The sequence below is a fragment of the Streptomyces sp. Root1304 genome, assembly GCF_001426405.1.
GTDB lineage: Bacteria > Actinomycetota > Actinomycetes > Streptomycetales > Streptomycetaceae > Streptomyces.
This window is the reverse complement of record NZ_LMEP01000026.1, coordinates 282,569-305,067: the sequence shown is the minus strand read 5'-3', so window position 1 is coordinate 305,067 and position 22,499 is coordinate 282,569. Positions and strand designations below refer to the sequence as shown.

17 protein-coding genes and 1 riboswitch are annotated in these 22,499 nt (G+C 74.4%); of the genes, 6 read left to right on the top strand and 11 right to left on the bottom strand.

Features of this window, described 5'->3' with window-relative positions:
* Positions 1–46: 46 nt before the first annotated feature.
* The 4 genes from ASD33_RS30570 to ASD33_RS30555 all read right to left on the bottom strand — a co-directional run bounded on the left by ASD33_RS30570 (position 47) and on the right by ASD33_RS30555 (position 3,863).
* Positions 47–1,072 carry an ABC transporter permease gene (locus ASD33_RS30570; RefSeq protein ID WP_056567831.1) on the bottom strand — a complete coding sequence of 342 codons (1,026 nt, stop codon included), beginning with the start codon at positions 1,070–1,072 and terminating at the stop codon, positions 47–49.
* A 363-nt stretch (positions 1,073–1,435) separates the two neighbouring features.
* Complete coding sequence (locus ASD33_RS30565) at positions 1,436–2,227, bottom strand: enhanced serine sensitivity protein SseB C-terminal domain-containing protein (RefSeq protein WP_056567828.1); 792 nt, start codon at positions 2,225–2,227, stop codon at positions 1,436–1,438.
* A gap of 74 nt (positions 2,228–2,301) precedes the next feature.
* A complete protein-coding gene (locus ASD33_RS30560) occupies positions 2,302–3,042 on the bottom strand; it encodes an enhanced serine sensitivity protein SseB (protein ID WP_056567825.1) in 741 nt (246 codons plus the stop codon).
* 158 nt (positions 3,043–3,200) lie between these two features.
* Positions 3,201–3,863, bottom strand: a complete 663-nt coding sequence (locus tag ASD33_RS30555) for an AAA family ATPase (RefSeq protein WP_056567822.1) — start codon at positions 3,861–3,863, stop codon at positions 3,201–3,203.
* Between the two features lie 152 nt (positions 3,864–4,015).
* A riboswitch (glycine riboswitch) is annotated at positions 4,016–4,115 on the top strand.
* Positions 4,116–4,286: 171 nt separating this feature from the next.
* On the opposite strand from ASD33_RS30555, the gene gcvT reads away from it, so the two are divergent.
* The 4 genes from gcvT to ASD33_RS30535 all read left to right on the top strand — a co-directional run bounded on the left by gcvT (position 4,287) and on the right by ASD33_RS30535 (position 8,701).
* Positions 4,287–5,411 (top strand): glycine cleavage system aminomethyltransferase GcvT, encoded by a 1,125-nt coding sequence (gcvT, locus tag ASD33_RS30550; RefSeq protein WP_056567821.1) that lies wholly within the window; start codon positions 4,287–4,289, stop codon positions 5,409–5,411.
* A 77-nt stretch (positions 5,412–5,488) separates the two neighbouring features.
* Positions 5,489–5,866, top strand: a complete 378-nt coding sequence (gene gcvH / locus ASD33_RS30545; protein ID WP_056567817.1) for a glycine cleavage system protein GcvH — start codon at positions 5,489–5,491, stop codon at positions 5,864–5,866.
* Positions 5,867–5,898: 32 nt separating this feature from the next.
* Positions 5,899–7,164 (top strand): serine hydroxymethyltransferase, encoded by a 1,266-nt coding sequence (gene glyA, locus ASD33_RS30540; protein ID WP_056567814.1) that lies wholly within the window; start codon positions 5,899–5,901, stop codon positions 7,162–7,164.
* A gap of 166 nt (positions 7,165–7,330) precedes the next feature.
* Complete coding sequence (locus ASD33_RS30535; RefSeq protein WP_056567811.1) at positions 7,331–8,701, top strand: L-serine ammonia-lyase; 1,371 nt, start codon at positions 7,331–7,333, stop codon at positions 8,699–8,701.
* Positions 8,702–8,765: 64 nt separating this feature from the next.
* Here the strand turns inward: ASD33_RS30535 and ASD33_RS30530 are convergent, their stop codons facing one another.
* Entirely contained in the window at positions 8,766–9,992 is a 1,227-nt protein-coding gene (locus ASD33_RS30530; RefSeq protein WP_056568185.1) for an FAD-dependent monooxygenase, read from the bottom strand.
* 310 nt (positions 9,993–10,302) lie between these two features.
* On the opposite strand from ASD33_RS30530, the gene ASD33_RS30525 reads away from it, so the two are divergent.
* Positions 10,303–11,292, top strand: coding sequence for an ABC transporter ATP-binding protein (locus ASD33_RS30525; RefSeq protein WP_056567808.1), 990 nt, complete (start codon positions 10,303–10,305; stop codon positions 11,290–11,292).
* Positions 11,289–12,116 (top strand): ABC transporter permease, encoded by an 828-nt coding sequence (locus tag ASD33_RS30520; protein ID WP_056567805.1) that lies wholly within the window; start codon positions 11,289–11,291, stop codon positions 12,114–12,116. Before ASD33_RS30525 ends, ASD33_RS30520 begins: the two co-directional genes overlap by 4 nt.
* A 75-nt stretch (positions 12,117–12,191) precedes the next feature.
* On the opposite strand, the gene ASD33_RS30515 is transcribed toward ASD33_RS30520, so the two are convergent.
* From ASD33_RS30515 to ASD33_RS30490, 6 genes are read right to left on the bottom strand one after another with little or no spacing between them, the layout of a single operon-like run.
* The gene (locus ASD33_RS30515; protein WP_056567803.1) at positions 12,192–13,136 is read right to left on the bottom strand and encodes a thiopeptide-type bacteriocin biosynthesis protein; all 945 of its coding nucleotides are present in this window, start codon (positions 13,134–13,136) and stop codon (positions 12,192–12,194) included.
* Between the two features lie 12 nt (positions 13,137–13,148).
* Positions 13,149–14,726 (bottom strand): hypothetical protein, encoded by a 1,578-nt coding sequence (locus tag ASD33_RS30510; protein ID WP_056567800.1) that lies wholly within the window; start codon positions 14,724–14,726, stop codon positions 13,149–13,151.
* The gene (locus ASD33_RS36865) at positions 14,723–16,651 is read right to left on the bottom strand and encodes a TOMM precursor leader peptide-binding protein (protein WP_056567797.1); all 1,929 of its coding nucleotides are present in this window, start codon (positions 16,649–16,651) and stop codon (positions 14,723–14,725) included. Before ASD33_RS36865 ends, ASD33_RS30510 begins: the two co-directional genes overlap by 4 nt.
* Positions 16,641–18,413: a hypothetical protein gene (locus ASD33_RS30500; RefSeq protein ID WP_056567794.1), complete on the bottom strand. Its 1,773-nt coding sequence runs from the start codon at positions 18,411–18,413 to the stop codon at positions 16,641–16,643. Before ASD33_RS30500 ends, ASD33_RS36865 begins: the two co-directional genes overlap by 11 nt.
* Entirely contained in the window at positions 18,410–21,163 is a 2,754-nt protein-coding gene (locus ASD33_RS36860; protein WP_079045100.1) for a lantibiotic dehydratase, read from the bottom strand. Before ASD33_RS36860 ends, ASD33_RS30500 begins: the two co-directional genes overlap by 4 nt.
* Entirely contained in the window at positions 21,160–22,374 is a 1,215-nt protein-coding gene (locus ASD33_RS30490) for a hypothetical protein (protein ID WP_242426942.1), read from the bottom strand. The genes ASD33_RS36860 and ASD33_RS30490 overlap by 4 nt, the downstream gene beginning before the upstream one ends.
* Between the last annotated feature and the right edge of the window lie 125 nt (positions 22,375–22,499).

Sequence of the window (22,499 nt, the reverse complement as noted above, 5' to 3'; positions counted from 1 at the left end):
TGTCGCCAGCGGCAGGGGCGGGTCTAGCGGGTCGTCGGGCGAACGGTCAGCGGGAGCCCTTCGGGTCGAGCGCGTCACGCACGCCGTCGCCGAAGAGGTTGAACGCCAGGACGGTGATGAAGATCGCGAGGCCGGGGATCACCATGAACAGGGGGTCCGACTCGTAGGTGGTGATGGCGGTCGACAGCATCTGTCCCCAGGAGGCCGTCGGGGGCTTCACACCCGCGCCGAGGAAGCTGAGCGCCGCTTCGGTGAGGATGTTGGTGGGGATCATGAGCGTCGCGTAGACCGTGATCGGGGCGATCAGGTTCGGGAGCAGCTCACGGCGGAGGATGTAGAGGCGGCCGGCGCCGAGGCTCTGGGCGGCCTCCACGTACTCGCGGTTGCGCAGCGAGAGGGTCTGGCCGCGGACGATGCGGCCGACGTAGGGCCAGCCGAAGAAGCCGATGACCAGGACCAGGGCGGCGATGCGGACGCCCGAGCCGTCGAGGCCGAGGAGCTGGTTCGGCAGGACGGAGACCAGGGCGATCGTGAAGAGCAGCTGCGGGAAGGCGAGCATCACGTCCATGACGCGGCTGAGGGCCGCGTCGATCCAGCCGCCGAAGTAGCCCGCGATGATGCCGAGGACCGTGCCGAGGACGACGGCGAAGACCGCCGCGAGGAAGGCGACGAGCAGCGAGATCCGGGCGCCGTAGACGATGCGGCTGAAGACGTCGCGGCCGTTGACGGGCTCGACGCCGAAGAGGAAGTCGGAGCTGACGCCGCCCCAGGAGCCGATCGGGGTGCCGAAGAGCGGGTCGATCTGGTCCTCGTGGAACTCGTCCGGCGGGTGGCCGAGGAGTCCGACGATGAGCGGGGCGCAGAGCGCGACCAGGACGAGGAAGAGGACGACGAAGGCGCCCGCGAGGGCGAGCTTGTCGCGCTTGAGGCGGGTCCAGGCGATCTTCCAGGGCGAGCGGCCCTCGATCGCCTTGGCGGTGGTGCCGGATCCGTCCGGCGTGCCGGGTGCGTCGGGCGCGGCGACGACGGAGGTCGGCTCGCCCGCACTCGTGTCGTGCAGTGGTGCCGTCATCGTGGTGAGGACCCCTCTCGGCCGCCGGTAGCCGGCCCTTGCCCGCCGCGGGTAGCGGCTCGGTGGAACAACCTGCTGGGCATGTGCTCGAAAAGGAGCTGAACGCCCGGTGTTCCGGGGAGTCTTCAATGCGCTTGCGATCACCCGCCAGCCCTGACGAGGAATGTTTGCTCAAACGTGATGCGGTGCTGCGACTTCCGTTATCCGGACGTCGTGATCACGTGAGCGGACCATCTCGGTCGCTCTTCTCCCCAATCGGACATGTCGCTCAACTGGGCGTTCGGGGGTCCGAATTGGGGCGAAGGAAAGCCTCCGGAGCGGACTCCGGAGGCCGGTGGGACGGGAGGACGGACGAGGGGCGTCTCAGTATCCGGACGGGGCAGGTGGCGGGTAGCCATATCCGGGGACGGGCGCGGAGCCGCGTCCGGCGTGCGCCTCGCGGTCGTAGAAGGGGCGTCCGTTGGCCCGCATCCAGAGGGCCACCGGGTCGTACGCGTCGGAGAGGGCGACCGTGGAGACGGGCAGCCCGTCGGGCACGGCGCCGATCGACTGGCGCATCATCGCGCGGACCGTGTCGACGGCGGCGGTGGAGGTGTCGTACAGGTCGAGACCGATGACGAGGTACGGGGAGCCGAGCGCGGGCTGCACCCAGCCGCGGCGCAGGGCCCGGACGGCCGGGGTGCGGTGCGCGTTCTGCGTGAGCAGGGCGTAGAACTGCGGGAGCTCCAGGGTGGGGTCGGTGACCCGCAGCGGGCCCGCGGGCATCCGGTCGAGGCCGGTGGCGATCCGGCGCAGGTCGGGCCACGGGATGCCGACGCCGCCGCCGGGGGCGTGCGGGTTCAGCCAGACGCCCCAGCGGTCGGGGTAGAGGGCGCGGGCGATCTCACGGCCGGTGACCAGCTCGTGGGCGCGGTTCCAGCCGGAGGCCGCGAGCTCCCGGTCGGAGGTGACGCAGGGCGCGTAGCCGAAGCCGTCGACCTCCATGTTCCCGTACTGGGCGTCCGCTGTGCCGGACGAGCCGTGCCAGAGCAGCATCCGGAGTTCGCCGTCCGCGAGGGCGTGCAGCAACTGCTCGTACGCGTCGTAGCGTCCGGGTGCCACCTGGCGCAGCGTGTGCTCGACCTGATCGGTCGCAGCGGTGCCTGACGCGCTCACCCTGGGTCCCGCCCCTCTTTCGTCCACCACGTCTGTCCAGCTACCGGTTCAGTTCAGCTTAAGCAGGGGGCCGGTCACCCGGCGGCGCGCTGGTAGAAGGGGCGTACCCGCTCCAGCATCCAGTCGCCGACCGGGTCCTGCGCCATGTCGAGCAGGATGAGGTTGACCGGCCAGGCCACCTCGACCCGGCCGAGGGCGCGGCCGAGGGCGTCCAGGGGGGCGTTGCGGTCGATGCCGTCCCAGGCGGAGAGCTGGACGCCGACGAAGAGGGCGGGTTCGGTGCCCTCGACACTGGCGAGGGCGCGGCGGGCGGTGACGACGACGCCGGTGGCCTCGAACTCGGCGGCGGCCGCGGCGAGGAAGTCGACGGGGTCGTCCTGCCAGTCGGGCTCGAAGAGGCGGACCCGGCCGCCGCTCGCGGGGCCGTCGAGCGGGGTGCGTCCGGCGCGGCAGAGTTCGACGACGGCGGGCGGGGGGAGCGGGACGCCGACGGTGCCGCCGGGGTTCACGGCGATGCCGAGCTGCGGGGGCAGGCCGCGGGCGAAGTCGCGGGCGGGGGCGACGGTGAAGGACATGTGGCCGCCGACGCAGGCGAGGAACTGCTGCTCGGAGCTGAAGACGGGGACGTAGGCCGCGCCGTCGATCTCCAGGGTGGGGAGGTCGAGGTCGGCGCTGTCGGTGCTGCCGCCGTTGGGCAGGGGCACCCAGACGGGGCTGCGGCCGAGCACCTCGACCAGTCGGCCGCCGGCCGCCGGGTTGCCGAGTGAGGCGGCAAGAACCTCTTCGAGCTCGTTGCCCGGCCACGTCACGTCCACGGTCCCGTTTCCCCTTCTCGCACGGCCTGCCGCACCGGCCGCCCGGCAGCACCCTAACGCCGCCCCGGTGACGGTGTGGCCCAAAGGGTACGGAACGCGGGGGCGCGGAGGGCGGGGGTGCCCGTCGGGCGGCCTCCCCCGGGGCCCGGGGGTGCCCGTCAGGCGGCCTCCCGGAAGCCGATCCTCCGCAGGGCGTCCGCCGCGTCCCGGTCGAGCAGGGTGGCGGAGGCGCAGCCGTGCGGCAGGCGGCCGGACTCGGCGTCCCGGACGAGCCGGGTGACGGCCCGCCGGTGCCGTGCCATGGCGTAGGCGGAGACGCCCCGGCCGCGGGCGCGCTGGCCGTCCCGGGCGGTGTCCGGGGTGACGTCGAGGAGCAGCAGGTGGAGGGCCCGGCCGCGGCGGCGGGCCTCGCGGGCGAGCCAGCCCCGCACCCAGGACTGGGTGCCGCAGTCGTGGACGATCACCCCGGCGCCGGAGCGCAGGGCGCGGCGCAGTCCGGCGTAGTGGGCGAGCCGGACGAGGGGGCGGTAGAGGGCGTACGGCAGGAGGCGGGGCATTCGGGCCTCCCAGCGCTCGCGGGCGTCCTGGGAGTCGATGCCGGCGCCGTCGGCGGCGCGCTTCATCAGGGTGGACTTGCCGCTGCCGGGCAGGCCGGAGACGACGACGACGTCGCCGGCGGCGAAGGTGAGGGCGCGGGGACCGCGGCCGCCGCGCTCGCGCAGGTCCCGCAGGAGGCGGCCCCGGCCGCGGGTCCTGGCGCGGGCCCGCTGGGACGGTATGCCCGCACTCGGAGCGTATGCGCCGGTCTGCTGGAACCTCATCGCTTCTCCCCCCTGCCGGGCCTCAGGAGACCCTTGCCCAAGAAGTGTAAAGAAACAGTAATGAGACACAAGCGATTTGCCCCGCCGGGCCCGCGTGCAATGATGTGCGCGCCAGGCGCGCACAGTCGCCGCACAATCGCATACCGGCCGCTCGAATCCGCGCGGGAGAGTTCCGGACCGCACAGCGCGTCCGGGCGCCGAAGGAGCAAGACCCTCCCTTGAATCTCTCAGGCCCCGTACCGCGCGGATGAGGCAGATCTGAAAAGCGGGACACCCCTGCAGTGTCCCCACCCAAGGTGCAAGCCGATCTCTCGGTGACGAGATGCTCTCGGTGAACCTCTCAGGTTCCATGACAGATGGGGAGGACGTCCTCGCCGTCATGTGTTCGTCACCGATCACGCCCTTGGGACCCGGGAGCCACCCATGAGCACTGCCCCCCGTCTGACCGCCCTCGATGCCCTGCATCGTTCGCTGGGCGCGACCATGACCGACTTCGCGGGCTGGGACATGCCGCTGCGGTACGCCAGTGAGCGCGACGAGCACGTCGCCGTCCGCACCAAGGCCGGCCTCTTCGACCTCTCGCACATGGGTGAGATCACCGTCACCGGGCCGCAGGCCGTCGAGCTCCTCGACCACGCCCTGGTCGGCAACATCTCGACGGTGGGCGTCGGCCGCGCCCGCTACACGATGATCTGCCAGGAGGACGGCGGCATCCTCGACGACCTGATCGTCTACCGCCTGGGCGAGACCGAGTACATGGTCGTCGCCAACGCCTCCAACGCCCAGATCGTCCTGGACGCGCTGGTCGCCCGCTCGACGGGCTTCGAGGCCGAGGTCCGCGACGACCGCGACGCCTACGCCCTGATCGCCGTCCAGGGCCCCGAGTCCCCCGGCATCCTGAAGTCGCTCACCGACGCCGACCTGGACGGCCTGAAGTACTACGCCGGCCTGCCGGGCACCGTCGCGGGCGTGCCCGCGCTGATCGCCCGTACCGGCTACACCGGCGAGGACGGCTTCGAGCTGTTCCTGAAGCCCGAGCACGCCGAGGGCGTCTGGAAGGCGCTGACCGAGGCGGGCGCCCCGGTCGGCCTGATCCCCTGCGGTCTGTCCTGCCGTGACACGCTCCGCCTGGAGGCGGGCATGCCGCTGTACGGCCACGAGCTGACGACCGCCCTCACCCCCTTCGACGCGGGCCTCGGCCGGGTCGTGAAGTTCGAGAAGACGACGAACGAGGGCCGCTTCGTCGGCCGCGAGGCGCTGGAGAAGGCCGCCGAGCGTGCCGAGACCGCCCCGCCGCGCAAGCTCGTCGGCCTGATCGCCGAGGGCCGCCGCGTCCCGCGCGCCGGTTTCTCCGTGGTCAAGGACGGCGTGGTGATCGGCGAGGTCACCTCCGGCGCCCCGTCCCCGACGCTCGGCAAGCCGATCGCCATCGCGTACGTGGACGCGGCCCACGCCACGCCCGGGACGACCGGTGTCGGTGTGGACATCCGCGGCACCCACGAGCCCTACGAGGTCGTGGCGCTGCCGTTCTACAAGCGCCAGAAGTGACGTATCCGTCTCACTTCGCGTCTCACCCCGTAAGACCCACGTTCATCAGTACTCCCCCGATCCAGGAGAATCAGGCCATGAGCAACCCCCAGCAGCTGCGCTACACCAAGGAGCACGAGTGGCTGTCGGACGCCGCGGAGGGCGTCGCGACCGTCGGCATCACGGAGTTCGCGGCCAACGCGCTCGGTGACGTCGTCTACGCCCAGCTCCCCGAGGTCGGCTCCACCGTCACCGCGGGCGAGACCTGTGGCGAGCTGGAGTCGACGAAGTCCGTGAGCGACCTGTACTCCCCCGTCACCGGTGAGGTCGTCGAGGCCAACCAGGACGTGGTGGACGACCCGTCGCTGGTGAACACGGCTCCGTTCGAGGGTGGCTGGCTCTTCAAGGTACGTGTCGCGGGCGAGCCGGACGAGCTGCTCTCCGCCGACGAGTACACCGCGTTCTCCGCCGGCTGAGACCAGGCCCGAGACCCCCTAGGGATCGATTCATGTCGCTTCTGAACACTCCCCTCCACGAGCTGGACCCCGACGTCGCCGCCGCGGTCGACGCCGAGCTCCGCCGTCAGCAGTCCACCCTCGAGATGATCGCCTCGGAGAACTTCGCTCCGGTCGCCGTCATGGAGGCGCAGGGCTCCGTCCTCACCAACAAGTACGCCGAGGGCTACCCGGGCCGCCGCTACTACGGCGGCTGCGAGCACGTCGACGTGGCCGAGCAGATCGCGATCGACCGGATCAAGGACCTGTTCGGCGCCGAGTACGCCAACGTCCAGCCCCACTCCGGCGCCTCCGCGAACCAGGCGGCGCTGTTCGCCATCGCCCAGCCCGGCGACACGATCCTGGGTCTGGACCTGGCGCACGGCGGCCACCTCACCCACGGCATGCGCCTGAACTTCTCGGGCAAGCAGTTCGACGTGGTCGCGTACCACGTGGACGAGGCCGGCCTGGTCGACATGGCCGAGGTCGAGCGCCTCGCCAAGGAGCACCGCCCGAAGGTGATCATCGCGGGCTGGTCCGCCTACCCGCGTCAGCTGGACTTCGCCGAGTTCCGCCGGATCGCCGACGAGGTCGAGGCCTACCTGTGGGTCGACATGGCCCACTTCGCGGGCCTGGTCGCCGCCGGTCTGCACCCGAACCCGGTCGAGTACGCGGACGTGGTGACCTCCACCACGCACAAGACGCTCGGCGGCCCCCGCGGCGGCATCATCCTGGCGAAGAAGGAGTTCGCCAAGAAGCTGAACTCCTCGGTCTTCCCCGGTTTCCAGGGCGGCCCGCTGGAGCACGTGATCGCGGCCAAGGCCGTCTCCTTCAAGGTCGCGGCCTCGGAGGAGTTCAAGGAGCGCCAGCAGCGCACCCTGGACGGCGCCCGTCTGCTGGCCGAGCGCCTGGTCCGGGACGACGTCACCGAGCACGGTGTCTCCGTCCTGTCCGGCGGCACGGACGTGCACCTGGTCCTGGTGGACCTGCGGAACTCCGAGCTGGACGGCCAGCAGGCCGAGGACCGTCTCCACGAGGTCGGCATCACGGTCAACCGGAACGCCGTTCCGAACGACCCGCGCCCGCCGATGGTCACCTCGGGTCTGCGCATCGGTACGCCGGCGCTCGCGACCCGCGGCTTCGGCACCGAGGACTTCACCGAGGTCGCCGACATCATCGCGGAGACCCTGAAGCCCGGCTTCGACGCGGCGAAGGCCGAGTCCCTCAAGGCCCGGGTGACCGCGCTGGCCGACAAGCACCCGCTGTACCCCGGCCTGTAGTCATTTCGTACGCTTTTGTTCCGGGGTTCGTTCGCACGGAACATCGGGGCACCGCGCACACTGGACAGTGAGCGCGGTGCCCCACCCCATGTCTTCACGCTCTTCTCCACGCTTTTCTGCTCCACCCCGGCAGACAACGGCGTCTAGCCCCCACAAGGAGTCCTCCGTGGCCATCTCGGTCTTCGACCTGTTCTCGATCGGCATCGGCCCGTCGAGCTCCCACACGGTGGGACCGATGCGCGCGGCCCGGATGTTCGCCCGGCGCCTGAAGAACGAGGGCCTGCTCGCGCACACCGCGAAGGTCCGGGCGGAGCTGTACGGCTCCCTCGGCGCGACCGGCCACGGCCACGGCACCCCCAAGGCGGTCCTGCTCGGCCTGGAGGGCAGCTCGCCCCGCACGGTGAACGTCGAGACCGCCGACGACGAGGTCGAGCGGATCAAGTCGAGCGGTGTGATCAACCTGCTCGGTGCGCACGAGATCCCCTTCGACTTCGACGCCGACCTGATCCTGCACCGGCGCAAGGCGCTCCCGTACCACGCCAACGGGATGACGATCTTCGCGTACGACGCCGAGGGCGGCCTCGTCCTGGAGAAGACGTACTACTCGGTGGGCGGCGGCTTCGTCGTCGACGAGGACGCCGTCGCGGGCGAGAACCCGATCGTCCCCGACGACACCGTCCTGAAGTACCCCTTCCGCACCGGCGACGAGCTGCTCCGGCTCGCCAAGGAGACCGGTCTCTCGATCTCCTCGCTGATGCTGGAGAACGAGAAGGCCTGGCGCACCGAGGACGAGATCCGGGCCGGCCTCCTGGAGATCTGGCGGGTCATGCAGGCCTGCGTCTCCCGCGGCATGTCCCGCGAGGGCATCCTGCCGGGCGGTCTGAAGGTCCGCAGGCGCGCCGCGAACTCCGCGCGCAAGCTCCGCTCCGAGGGCGACCCGGCGGCGCACTCCATGGAGTGGATCACGCTCTACGCGATGGCCGTGAACGAGGAGAACGCGGCGGGCGGCCGGGTGGTCACCGCCCCGACGAACGGCGCGGCCGGCATCATCCCCGCCGTCCTGCACTACTACATGAACTTCGTGCCCGGCGCGGACGAGGACGGCATCGTCCGCTTCATGCTCGCGGCCGGCGCGGTCGGCATGCTCTTCAAGGAGAACGCCTCGATCTCCGGCGCCGAGGTCGGCTGCCAGGGCGAGGTCGGCTCGGCCTGCTCGATGGCGGCGGGCGCGCTCGCCGAGGTCCTCGGCGGCTCCCCGGAGCAGGTGGAGAACGCGGCCGAGATCGGCATGGAGCACAACCTGGGCCTGACCTGCGACCCGGTCGGCGGCCTGGTCCAGATCCCCTGCATCGAGCGCAACGGCATGGCGGCGGTCAAGGCCGTCACGGCGGCGAAGATGTCGATGCGCGGCGACGGCAGCCACCTGGTCTCCCTCGACAAGGTCATCAAGACCATGAAGGAGACGGGCGCCGACATGAGCGTCAAGTACAAGGAGACCGCGCGCGGCGGGCTCGCGGTGAACATCATCGAGTGCTGAACCGTTTGTTCATGTGAAGGGCCCGGTCCGGGCGGCGGCTGCCGCGGGGACCGGGCCCTTCTCGTCACACCGGCGTCGGCACCACGCTGCGGCCCGTCTCATGGGCGTACAGCATCGCCCGGTCGCGCAGCGAGGCGTGGACCGCCATGCGGGCGTCCCGGCGGCGCTGGGCCGGGCCGTCGGGGAGGTGCAGGATGCCCGCGTTTCCGCGCGAGCCGCGCTGGATCTCCGCCGTACGGGGAATCCGCAGCGCCTGGTAGCGGTCGAGCCGGGCCCCGGTCGTCGCCGCCGCCGGATCGGCCAGACAGGCCGCCAGGTCCATCGCGTCCTCGACCGCCTGGTTCGCGCCCTGCGCCATGAACGGCAGCATCGGGTGCGCCGCGTCGCCGAGCAGCGTCGTCCGGCGGGAGGACCAGACGTCGAGCGGCGGACGGTCGTGCAGCGCCCACTGGAGGGTCGTCTCCACGGCCCCGACGACGTCCGCGACCAGCCCGGTCCAGCCGCCGAAGACCCGCCGCAGCGCCTCCGGGTCGCCCGGCGCCGACCAGGACTCGCCCGGGGAGCGGTCCATCGGCACCGTCGCCGCGAAGCTCAGGTACTCCCCCGCCGCGACCGGATAGCACACGAAGTGCCCGCCCGGACCGAGCCAGAGGCGCACCAGAGGCGCGCGGGCCGCGTCCGGCAGCCGGTCCATCGGCACCAGGCCCCGGTAGATGCCGAGCCCGGCGAACTCGGGCTCGTCGCGCCGGAAGGCCTCGCGGACCGTGGAGTGGATGCCGTCGGCGCCGACCACGAGCTCCGCGCCGCGGACCGTGCCGTCCTCGAAGGCCAGCCGGACGCCCTCGGGGCCTTCCGTCGTCTCGCGGGCTTCGCTCAGCCGCTCGCCCAGCTTGAGGGCGCCGGGCTCGACCAGCGTGAGCAGCGCGTCGTGGAGGTGCGCCCGGTGCACCGCGTAGTACGGGGCGCCGAACATCCGCTCGCACTCCGCGCCCAGCGGCGTCCGGGCAATCGGCCGCCCGCTCCAGCCCCGTACCTCCATGGCCTCGATCGCCACCGCCCGCTCGCGCAGGACCGGGCCGAGGCCGAGCCGCAGCAGCGGCCGGACCGCGTTGGGCGAGAGCTGGACCCCCGCCCCCACCTCCGCGAGCCGCCGCGTCTGTTCGTACACCGTGTACGGGACGCCCCTGGAGGACAGCGCGCCGGCCAGCGTCAGGCCGCCGATGCCGGCGCCGACCACCGAGACGTGCGGCCGCTCCCCCGCTCCCCACTCGTCCAGATCCCCGAACCGCACCTTGAGACCGCCTTCCGCGTCGCTGCTGTGTCGGCACTCCGGCGTCACCGGCCGCGGTCTCCCGCAGCCCGGCCGTCCGCCGCACCCCGAGCATGGGCGGGCCCACCGGCCCCCGGCAACGCGGGTCACGGCCCGCGCTGACAACTGTCGCGGCTTCCATGACGTCCGTCACCGCCGCAGGTCCGCGGCCGTTCCCGGCGGCTCCCCCGCGCCTAACGTCGAGGCGCCGCCCGGGAGTCCGCGGGCGACGACCCCACGACGTCCCACCACCAGCCGGGAGGCACACAGTGACACGAGCCGAGGGACCGCGGTGACCGCCGCGGTGGCCGTGGAAGGCCTGCAGAAGCGGTACGGCGACCACGAGGCCGTGCGCGGCGTCGACTTCACCGTCGCCGAGGGCGAGATCTTCGCCCTGCTCGGGCCGAACGGCGCGGGCAAGACCACCACCCTGGAGATCCTGGAGGGCTTCCGCGACCGCGACGGCGGTCGCGTCGACGTCCTCGGCCGCGACCCGGGCGTCAAGGCCGACGGCCAGTGGCTGCGGAGCCGGATCGGTCTGGTGCTCCAGGACATCGCCGTCGAGCCGTACCTGTCGGTGCGGGAGACCGTGGCGCGCAACGCCGGCTACTACCCGGACCCGCGGAACGTCGACGAACTCCTCGACCTCGTCGGCCTGGACGAGAAAAAGGGCGCCAAGGTCAAGGACCTGTCCGGCGGCCAGAAGCGCCGGCTCGACCTGGCGCTCGGCGTCGTCGGCCGGCCGAAGCTGCTGTTCCTGGACGAGCCCACCACCGGCTTCGACCCGAACGCGCGCCGCGGCGCCTGGGACGTGGTGCGCAATCTGCGCGACGCCGGCACGACCATCGTCCTGACCACCCACTACATGGACGAGGCGCAGGCCCTGGCCGACTCGGTCGTGGTCATCGCCGAGGGCCGGATCGTCGCCTCGGGCACCCCGGAGACGCTCGGGGGCCGCGACAGCGCCCGGACCCGGATCCGCTTCGCGCTGCCGACCGGCGCCGCGCTCGCCGACGTACCCCTCCAGGTGAGCGATGTGGAGGACGGCCTGGTGACGGCCGAGACGACCGAGCCGACGGCCGCGCTGCACCGGCTGACCGGCTGGGCGCTCGACCGGGGCACGCCGCTCGACCGGCTGACCGTCGAGCAGCCCACCCTGGAGGACATCTATCTGAGCCTGACCAGCGAGTACGTACAGCAGGAAGCCTCCTCGCCGTCGTCCGCGCGGGAGCGCAAGGCGCCCGCGGGGCGAGGCCGCCGACCCGGACGGAGCCGCTCATGACCACCCTGATCCCCCCGACCACGGACACCGCCCCCGAGGTGCCGTCCGCGCGCGCGGACGCCCCGGGCGAGCGGAGCGCCTTGGCCCTGCTCGGCCACCAGATCCGCTACGAGCAGCTGTCGTTCTGGCGCAACCCGCAGTCGATGGTCTTCACCTTCGTCCTGCCGATCGTGATCATCGGCATCTTCGGCGCCGTGTTCAGCGGCAGCCAGGGCGAGGACTTCTTCTTCGGTCTCACCGGCATGCAGTACTACACGCCGGTGATCGCCGCCGTGTCCGTACTCGGCGCCTGCTACGGCCAGTTGGCGATCGTGCTCGCGATGCGCCGGCAGACCGGCATCCTGAAGCGGCTGCACGCCACACCGCTGCCGGCCTGGGTGTACTTCGCGGGCCTGCTCGTGCACTGCGTCGTCGTCAGCATCGTCGACGTCGCCCTGGTCTTCGGCATCGGCGCGCTCTACGGCGTCGACCTGCCGACGAACTGGGGCGCGGTGCTGCTGACCCTGGTGCTGGGCGCGGCCAGCTTCTGCGCGCTCGGCGTCGGCGTGGCCTCGCTGATCAAGAACTCCGAGGCGGCTCCGGCCGTCGTGCAGTTCATCCAGTTCCCGCTGGTCTTCATCTCGGGCAGCTACTTCCCGATCCACGCGGAGCTGCTGAACACGATCGCGGGTCTGCTGCCGGTGAAGCCGTTCAACGACGCGATGCTGGCGCTGTTCACCCAGGGCGGCTTCCAGTGGCGCGACCTCGCGGTCCTCGCCGCCTGGGGCGTCGTCGGCGCCCTGATCGCGGTCCGCAGCTTCCGCTGGGACCCGCGCCCCGAGTAGCGGGCGCGCACCACGAAAAGGCCCGACCGGGAAACCGGCCGGGCCTTTCGCGATCCCCGTGGGGGGGGGCTGCGGTCAGGCGTGCTGCGGGACGGGGGCGCCGGGCGGGACGGGCGTCCCCGGCGGTACGGGGAAGGCGTGGGCCAGCACCGCGTACGTGCGCAGCTCCTCCAGGAGGCTCAGGCCGAGCCGGTTGTGGAGCATGTGCGCGTGCGAGAAGAGGACCATGCCGGGGTGGGCCGCGGAGTGCGCGCGGATCTCGGCGGCGTGGGCGGTGAGCCGGCCGTGCCAGCCGGTGAAGGGGCCGTGGGCGCCCGGGTCGAGGGTCACCGCGCCCTCGACCCGGGTGATCGTGTCGAGGAGTGCGGCCGGGTGGCCTGCCTCGGCGGCCCAGGCGCGCCAGGCGCCGAGGCCGTGGGCGTAGTAGTACGCGCGCTCCGCCGGGTCGCCGAGGGCGGCGGCGACCGCGACGGTGCCGCGCAGGGCGAGCAGGGCGCGCCGCCGTTCGCCGGTGACCTCGGGCAGGGCGGCGAGGACGAGGGCGCTGGAGAGGGTGAAGAGGGACTCGGCGGCGGGCATCAGGGCCGGGCCGCCGTAGCGGTCGGTCTCCGGTTCGTAGACGGCCGGGTGGACGCCGGGCGGCAGCAGGGCCTTCACGGAGGTGTTCTCGCCGGTCTCCCCGGCGGCGGCCAGCCGTTCGGCCCCGCTGCGGTAGGCGGCGGGGTCGAGGGGTTCCTCGCCCGGGGCGGGCGCGCCGGCGACGGCGAGGCGGGCGGTGAGGGCGGCTTCGACGCGCGCGCGTGCCCCGGCGTCGAGGTCGCCCACGCGGAGCCGCAGATGCGGTCCCGACTGCCAGTAGCGGATGAAGAACCACGGGGTGCCGGGGGCGAGTTCGCGGACCGTGGGGCCGATGACATCGGTGACGACCCGGTCGTGTGCCGACCGGGCCGTCGTCCCGAGGTGGAGGTGCCAGGCGGTCCATGCGGTCCGCCGCGGTGCGGGTGTCGGGGTCGGGGTCACGGGGACGCTCCTTCAGAGTCTGAGGTCGAGCAGCGCGCCGCCGGTGTCCTGCGGTACTCCCACGACCACGGACAGGAGGATCATCTCGTCGAGGTCCAGGCCGAGGACGCGCTGGGTGGGGATCTCCTGGAAGGCCCGCACGGGGCGGGCGAAGAGGCCGGACGCGGCGGCGGACAGGCAGAGCCCGTGCGCGGCCCAGCCGGCGGCGTGCTGGACGGCTCCCCAGCCGGCGGTCCCGAGGCGCTCGAAGAGTTCCCGGGTCCGCACCGTGAGGAACACGGTGAGCGAGGCGTCGCGGATGCCGCAGCCGTTGACGGGCGAGACGCCGTAGCCGTACCGCTCCTCCAGGCGTTCGGGGGCGGTCGGGTCGGCGCGCAGCAGGTGCGCGTCCCCGGCCCGGAGCCGGTGGACGCCGTCGGTCCGCCCTTCGACGCCCTGGACGACCGCGGTGACCTTCAACGCGTCGAAGGCGGCGGCGATTTCGGCGCCGGGCGGGGGTACGGAGAGCCAGCGGGCGGCGCTGTCGAGGGCTTCGGCGGGCACGGTGCGGCGGCGGCCGGTCATGCCGTGCAGGGCGCGCGGCATGCGTCCGGAGTGGCGGCGCCACAGCAGCTCGGCCCAGTCGGGCACGGTCGCCGAGGGGCCGAGGCCCGTCGGGACGGCGGTGGTGAGCGGGGTGGGCGGACCGCCGTACGTCTGCTCGCGGTTGACGCGGATCAGTTCGGCGAGGGCGGGGTCGTCCCGGGTGAGGCGGGCGGGTGGCTCCGGGGCGGGGGCGCCGGGCGGGGCCGCCCGTACGGGTGTTCCGCCCGGGGGGCTCGTACCCTCCCCGTCCAGCTCCACGACGAACGGCAGGGACCAGGCCCAGGCGTCGTCGAGGCCCAGGGCGGGCAGCAGGGCGTGGGCGTCCGGGCCGGGGAGACGCAGCCTGGCGGGCACGTCGAGGAGTTCCAGGCCGAGGCTCAACGCCCGCAGCGTGAAGCCGAGTTCGATCGCGATGAGCGAGCCGCGGAACCACTGGTAGGCGGGCGGCACGCTGGTGTACCGGCCGGTGAGCACGACGTTGCGGGCGGGCGCGTCCGGGGTGCCGGTGAGGGCGTGCCGGTCCGGTTCGAGGAGCCGCCACGGCAGGCCCGCGCCCCCGTCCACGAAGGCGTGGACGGGGAAGAGGCAGCGCGGCGAGGCGTACGGCCGGTGGTCGTTGTAGGGGTTCTCCGGCTCACGGCGCTGTGGGCCGAAGGCGGTCACCAGGGCGCGGCCGAGCCGCTCCCCGGCCGGTTCGGCCGACTCCCCTCGGGGTGGCAGGGCGGGGAACGGAAGCGCCGCGAGCCGGTCGTGGGTGCCGAGCGGCAGGGGTTCGCGCGGGCCGCCCCCGCGCGGTGGCGGGGGCGGGACGTGCGTGTCGGGCGGGGGCTGCGGCACCCAGGTCCACGGGGGCGCCTCCGGGGCGTCGTCCCCGGCCCCGTACGCGTACCAGAGGGGTTCGCGGGCGATGCTGTTGTCGCCCTCGGGCCCCGGCAGGTCGACGGGGCCGCGCCGGGGCGGAACCCCGGTGGCGTCCGCCGCGCGCGGGGCCGTCGGCGCCGTCACGGGAACGGGTGGGGGTCGAGGGGCAGCGCCCGGCGGTCCTGCCCGGTGCCGCGCAGCGCGGCGGTGAGCCGGGGCAGCCCGGCCAGCCGCTGCTGGGCGTGGCCGAAGCACATCGGGAGGATGCCGGGGACGACCGCGCGGGCCACGTGGATGCCCGCGTCGGCGTGTTCGCGGCTGGTCTGGTCGACCAGGACGATCCGGTCGAGTCCGGCCCCCGCGAAGAGTCCGCGGACGAAGTCCAGGGCGCCGCGCACGTCGCCGCCGGAGCCCCGGTCCATCCGGCCGGGCCAGTCGGGGAAGGCCTCGTCGAGGGTGACCCGGGGCCCGCCGAGCGCGGCGGTGGCGCGGGCGGCGGTCTCGGGCAGCGAGGAGAAGCGGACGTGGTCCTCCAGCTCCTGGACCAGCCAGGGGTCCGCCACCATCGGCTCGACGTCCTCGCGGGTCCAGTCGACGGGGTTGGTGACGAGCTGGGCGACCTCGCGCAGGGCGCCGCGGATCGCGGACTGCGGGTCGGCGCCGGAGCCGGCCGAGGAGAAGGTGGCGGGGAAGGGGTCGAGCCGGTTCACCGCGAGGACCCAGACGACGGGCAGGCCGATGTCCTGGGTGGCGACGAGGAGGTGCACGTCGAATCCGCGCGACTCCATCAGCTCGATCATGGCCCGGCTGGTGGGGTCGGTGAGCGAGGAGTTCGGGATGACCGGCAGGGGGGCCGCCCGGTGCCAGGAGAGCAGGAACGCGTCCCGTTCCGCCAGCTCGAACAGCGAGTGCAGGGCGGCCTCTTCGAGGTTGGCGCCGACGGCGCAGCCGCTGGACGACTCGTAGAAGTAGTGCTTGCGGCCGGGCGTCCCGGCGGCGCGGGCGGCCCTGCGGTCCCGCCGGTGGTTGTACTCGTACTGGTAGAAGGCGTGGTCGGCGGGGACCAGCAGGGGGCGGCCGTCGGCCAGGTCGTGGCCCCAGACCCAGTCCATCGGGGTGTCCGCGTCGAACGGCGTGGCCCGGCTGGTGGGGTGGGCGAGCTGCTCGGCGGTGTACTGCCCGAGCCCGGCCGGGTCGACGGCCCGGTCGGCCACCTCCGCGTAGGACCGGCCGGTGAGGACCGGGATGTCGTACGGGAAGCCGGCGAGGCGCTCGTACGCCTCCAGGATCGCCACGGGTCCGGTCTCGGCGAAGGTGCGGGCGCGGCCGTGGCCCATCGCGGGGGCGTCCGGCACGACGGCCATGCTCATCGCGAACGGGGCGCGCGACTCGCGCAGCAGCGCACGGACCGGTCCGAACCGGCCGTCGACCAGGCGGTCCTGGAGGACCCCGCGCTCGACGAGCCGGCTCGCGGCCGTGCGGGTCGGGTCGTCGGGGAAGGCGGGCCGGTCGGTCAGCGCGAGCGGCGCCGGGGTCCCGGTGCCGTCGAGCCGCTCGTACGCCGGTCCGCAGAGCGGGCAGTGGAAGCTGCGGGCGATCCGGTGGCGGCGCAGGCCGCGCGGCGAGACCGAGAAGAGTTCGCCGGGCCCGAGCGGCCGCCTCACCAGGTGCTCCAGGGTCGCCCGGAGCAGTTCGGGGAGGAGCGGCGCGCCGGGTCCAGGGGCGGCGGTCGCGTGGCGGAGGTCGCCGGCCAGCGGGTGGTCGGGGACGGTGCGCTCGCGGACCTCGGCGCAGCCGGCGCAGCCCGCGTCCGTGCCGGGCCGCCAGAGGGGTCCGACGAGGACCTCGTCGCCGCGCAGGCGTACGGAGAGGTGGGGGCGGCCGGCGGCGACGGCCTCGGCGAGCCGGTCCCGCTCCCAGTCGAGGTGCCAGCCGCGGTCGACGGCGACGGAGCCCTCGGGGAGGAGGCCGGCGAGCCCGTCGAACGCGGAGTCCCAGGCCTCGTCGGCGGGGCGGGCGTCGAGCCCGGGGCCCCGCGCGAGCGTGGGGGCGAGGGTGTCAGTGGGCATCGTGGGCCTCCACGGGGCCGTACCAGAAGGGGAGCTCGCCGAGCACCGGGTCGTGGCGGACGGCCTCGCCCCGGTAGGTGACGGCGCGGTCGGCCAGCCCGGCGCGGAGGGCGTCCAGGGCGGCGCGGTCGGCGAGGAGCAGGGCGTCGGTGGAGAGCGGGTCGACGGCTCCGGCCCCGTCGGCGGTCTGGGTGCGGGCGAGTGCGGTGCACAGGGCGTTCCGGGCGGCCTCGGCCGCGTCGGCGCCCCAGGCGCGGCCGAGGGAGACGCCGTCGGCGGTCACCTCGGCGAGGAGCCAGTGGAGTCCGGGCACGCCGTGCAGGCGTACCTCGGGCTCCCGCGGAAGGAGGGCCCGGAGACCGGCGAGGATCCGCAGGCCCTCCGGGTCGAGGGCCCCGCACGCCCCGCCGCCCGCGGCCGCGGCGGGAGCGCCCGCCGGGAGGGCCGCGGGCGGCACGTGCGGGGTGGCGGTCTTCGCCGGCAGGGGGGCGGTCTCCTCGGCGAGCAGGCGCAGTGCGCCGTCGAGGAGCCAGTGTTCCCTGGTGAGCCCTGCCGCCGGGGTGGGAGCCCCGGGGATGCGGGCGTGCGGACCGGCCGCCGGGGTGGGAGCCCCGGGGATGAGGGACCGCAGGGCCGCCAGGGTGACCGCCGCGGTGGCGGTCTCCTGGTGAGCGGCCCAGGCGAGGACCGTGGTCGTGGGGCGGCCGCCGGTACGGAGTTCGGCGGCGCGCAGGGCGAGCGGCATCTGGGGGAGGTCGGCGCCCTCGGTGAGGGCGAGCGGTCCGGTCCAGCGCGCGGCGAGCGGGGCGGCGCTCTCGCGCGCCTCGTCCGGCTCGGGGCGGGGGTCGGCGGGCGCGGCGGCGAGGACGGAGGGGCCCTCGGGGAGGGAGCCCGGCCGGCCGGTCGCGGCCGCCTGGTGGGTTCCCTCGACGGTGACCGGGTCGGAGACCAGGTCCGTCCCGTGCACGACGTGGGCCTCGCCGGTGGCGGCGATCCCGGTCAGGGTGTCGACGAGCAGCTGGGCGCCGAGGGCTCCGGCGAGCGCGTCCGCCAGGGGGCGGGGCGCGGGCGCGGTGGCCTCGGCGGCGGCCCAGCGGCGGGCCCGGTCGCGGAACGCGGCCCGGACGGCCGGGTGTCCGGGTGCCGTGAGGGCGGGTCCGACGAGGGTGACGTCCGCGCCGCCGAGCAGCACGGGGACGACGAGCCAGGCGGTGACCGGGGGCGTCCCGTCGTCCTCGCGGATGTCGAGGACGGCGTCCGGGGTGCCGGCCGGGGCGTCCGCGCCGGTGAGGACGGTGCCGACGCCCGCCCGGCGCAGTCCGCGCACGGCGGGTCCGGTCGCGGTGGCGGGTCCCGTGACGAGGACGGTCGCGGCGCGGAGCCGGGCGAACGCCCCGTAGGGGTCGTCGAGGAGGCCTTCGAGGCGGGCGAGGGACTCGGCGTGCCGTTCCCGTACGGCGGCGGGCGGTTCGGGCGCGGTGTGCGCGGCCGGGTCGAGGAGCAGTCCGTTCTCGCGGAGCTTGTCGACGAGGAGGCGGACGGCGGGGCGGGCGCGTTCGGTGCCGATCCCGGCGACGAGGGCGTCCTCGTCGGTGCCGTCGGCGAGGAGCGGGACGCACCCCTGGGCGACGGCGTGCAGGACCTCGGAGCCGCGCAGCACGAACCGGGCGCGGGCGCCGCTGAAGTAGACCCCGCCGGGGACGGGTGCGTAGTGCAGGTCGGGGCGCGTCCTGAGGGCCGCCGCGGTTGCGGGCGTCGTCATCGCTCCTCCCTCTCGGTCGTGGGGTGGTAGGTGAAGCGGCCGCCGGCGGTGCGGCCGACCTCGACGACCCACTCGGTGGCGTGGGTGCCGTCGACGACGCCGGGCAGCGCCTCCTCCAGATAGCTGCCGCCGGTGTCGGCGCCGCGCCGTTCCAGCATCCGGGGCAATACGCGGACGCCGAGCGCGCTGCTCAGGTCGACGTACTGGGGCTTCTGCTGGAGCCGCTTGGACTGGATGTCGGGGGCGCCGACGGAGAGCGGGCCCTCGTCCTCGGGGACCGTCTTGACGACGACCTCCTCGGGGACGCCGTGGGCGGCCCGCCAGGCGTTGAGGGCGAGGAGGCGGTCGTGCTCCTCGGGTCCCGCGGCCAGGGCCGCGCCGAGTTCCTCTCCCCCGTACCAGCGGCGGCGGCCGATGAGCACGTCGCCGACGGCCATGCGGGGTGCGGTGCGGGTGACGGCCCTGTCCCAGGGGGTGGCGGCGTGCCAGCTGTTGGGGAGGGCGTTGAAGAGCCGGCCGCTGATGGCGAGCCCGGAGGCGACGGAGAGCGGCGGCGGGAAGAGGCCGGGGTGGCCGGTGCCGAGCGGCAGGACCCGCAGCGGGGCGCCGTCGGCGTCCTCGACGCGCAGGGAGTCGGTCGCGGGGTCGTGGGCGAGCCGCAGGCCGAACCAGTCGTCGGGGGTGAGGCCGCCGGGGAGGATCGGTGTGTGGGCGTTGACGTTGAGGCGGTGCAGGCCCAGGTCCTCGGTGACGCGGGCGCCGTCGTGGCCGTACACCCGGGCGACGTGCTCGGCGAGGCGGGGCAGCGCACGGCCGCCGAGGCGCCGGTCGGCCTCCAGGAAGCGGGCGTAGAGCATGCCGTGGCCGGGCAGGCCGTCGTTGAGGACCAGGTGGCCGTCGCCGCGCTGGAGGAGGACGCCGTAGATCAGCGGGTCGCGGCGGAAGCGCTCGGGGAGTTCGCCGGTGAGTCCGGCGACCTGCTCCGGGCTGATGCGGAGGGTGTCGTCGCCGCGCTCGACGGCCTGCCCGATGAGGGCGTGGACGGCTTCGGTGACCTCGCGGCGGAGCTCGTAGATGCGTTCCAGGGAGCCGTCGGCGGGGCCGATGCCCTTCAGCGCGGCCGGGTCGCCGGGGCCGTCGGGTCCGTAGACGGCGGCCATGGCGGCGGCGCGGCGGGAGACCTCGCCGACGACGAAGGGGGCGTTCGCGGCGAGCGGGACGTTGGCCCCGGGGCCGAAGCGCTCGACGAACGCGGCGGTCATGAGGACCCGGACGTCGTGCAGCCAGTCGAAGACGGTGAGGAGTTCGACGGCCGGGCCGAGGTCCTTCAGGGACTCCTTCCAGGGTTCCGTGGCCACCTTGAGCGGCGGCATCACGTAGTCCTCCTCGACCGTGACGTGCGCGGGGCGGCCGGCGGCGTGGCTGAGTTCGCCGAGGGCGCCGCGCAACTCGGCGAGGGCGGCGCCGCGTTCGGCGGCGGGCGCGGCGGTGAAGGCGGGCAGTCCGGCCTTGACGCGGTCGGTGAGTTCCCGGGTCAGGGGGCGCGGGTCGTCCGGGGAGAGCAGGGCCTCGTAGTCGGCGGAGCCGTCCTCGGCCTCGTGGAAGGTGCAGAGCAGGCCCTGTTCGACGGCCCCGCGGACCTTGCGGCCGGCGGCCTCCGGGGTGCAGCCGGAGCGCTCGGCGACATGGGCGACGACGGACGGGAAGGGGCGGGGCCCCATGCCCACGGCGTCGAGGAGGTCGCCGGCCGGGCCGTCGAGGGAGACGGCGGCGCGGCGCATGCCCTCGGGCGAGGGCTTGAGGAAGAACAGCTTTCCGGCCGCCGGGTCGGGTGCGGAGGTGGGCGGGAGTCCGATCCACAGCTCCTCGACCGCCCGGTCCGAGGGGTCGGGCAGGCCGCCGACGACGTAGTTGAGCATCACGCGGTCGAGCCCGGGGAAGGCGGTCGCGCCGGGGAACCCGGCCTCGTCGGGGCCGGGGGCGGCCGGGTCGGGCTCGGCGATCCCGACGGCGGTGAAGCGGGCGAGCGGGCTCGTACGGACCATGGCGCGGGTGACGTACTGGATGAGGCCGCGTTCGGACTTGCGGGACTTGGAGGTGAGCCGGCCGGGTGCGCGGACGGCGGCGCGGTAGCGCTCGGCCTCCTGGTGGACCTCGGGTGCGACGAGCGCGAGGGAGCGCAGCAGGTCGGGGTCGCCGAGGAGGCCGGCGAGGACGCCGCGCTCGCGGTCGGCCGCGTCGGGGTAGCCGGCGACGAGTTCCGCACGGATCCGGTCGCGTTCCTCGCGGGCCCGCAGCCAGGCCGCGGTCGCGGGACCGGCCTGGGCGGGGGGCTGCTTGGGGGCGCGGCCGTTGTGCACGGACCGCCGCAGGGCGATCAGTTCGCGCCGTTCCGCTTCGTCGGCCGCGACGCCGATCTTCTCGTACAGCTCGTCGGAGGCGGCGGCGGACGCGGTGGCGAGGTCCTGCTCGGCGGCGGTGACGAGGACGAGCAGGCGGCGCAGCTCGGCGTCGGCGAGCCGGGCGCGGCGCAGCGGGTTGACCCGCAGGAACCAGAGGGGCTCGGGGACGGGGGTGGCCGCCGGGGCGGCGGGGGTGGTCGCGGCGGCGGTGGCGGGCGGGATCGGCGCGGGCACGGGCGTGGGCGTCGGCGCGGACACGGGCGTGGGCCGCTGCGGCGTCACGTCCGCCGGTGCCGTCGGCCCGGCCCCGCGCGTCTGCGTCGGGGTGCCGATCACGGGGGCGGTCATCGAAGGGCTCCCTCGGGGGCGGTGCCCGGAGCGGCGCTCGGGGCGGGGGCGGCGGAACTCGCGTTTCCGGCGGGGGTGTTCGCGGCGATGCGCTCCCGCCAGGAGACGCCGAGGACCTCGTCGACGGTCTCGGCGACGGCGAAGCAGGTGTAGTAGCGCTGCATCGGGGAGACGGTGAGCAGCGGAAGCTGCTCGTAGAAGAGGTTCGTCAGGAGGCGGAAGGAGGCGAACCACGGGGACGGGGCGGAGGTCACTCCGGCCTCGCCGACCGTCCGGTGGAAGTCGCTGTCGGGCTGCTCCCCGCGCGGGACGACCGTGGTCGCTCCGGGCGGGCCCATCTCGGAGCGGTCGAGCCCGGCGGTGGCGCCGTCGAGGAGGTCGAGGGTGAGGGTGCCGGCGGCGACCGCGCTCTCCAGCGCCCCGGCGCCGTAGGCGAGTCCGGTGCGCCAGGCGGCGGCGGTCGCGGAGACCTCGCCGCTCAGCCGCTCCTCGACGACCCGGCGCAGCGCGGGCGCGTCCTCGGCGAGGCGCCGGGCGAAGACGGGCCGTACGTCCTTGGTGGGCGCGGCCCAGGCAAGGAAGGCCTCGACGTGGGAGCGCGGCGAGAAGACGCCGTATCCGAGGCCGAGGGTGTGGGTGTCGGCGAGCGCCACGAAGGCCTCGGCGAGCCGGAGGGTGCCGGAGCCGGGCACGCCCGCGAGGTCGTCGACGGTCCGGAGCAGGGCGGGGGTGAGGGCTCCGTGCACGACGGCGCGGAAGCGGTCGAGGCGCGGGTCGCGGGCGGCGGCGCCGTCCCGGCCGCCGGGCTCGATCCGCTCGACGGCGCCGTGCTCGCGCAGCGGCAGGTAGGGCGGCTGGACGGCTTCGAGGCGCCCGAACTCGCGGGCCTGGCCGAGGTAGGTCTCCTCGGTGAGGGCCCGGGGCGGGTCGAGCGGGCCGGCCGTCAGGCCCCGTGCGACCGCGTCCCAGTCGGGGCCGCCGCCGGGGATGCCGGTGGCGTCCCGGGCGAGTATGTCGACGTGCGGTCCGTGGAGCCACCCGCGGCGCAACTGGACGGCGGGAGCGCCCGCCTCGTTCAGCGCGCGGGCGACCGGTACGACGTACCGGGCGAGCCAGGCCGGTGTGACCGGCATCCGTGTGTGCAGCCGCACTCCCGTCAGGCCGTCGGAATCCGGCTTCACGGCAGTGCGCTCCAGCGCATCAACCCTCATGCTTTCGCACCTTCCGAGAAATCGAGAACAACCGAGAACAACAACGTCCTGCGTTTCCTGCTTTCCGGCGCCCATCATGCGGCGGCGGAATTGCGGCGCGACAGGGAATGGGGTCCCGCGCTGAC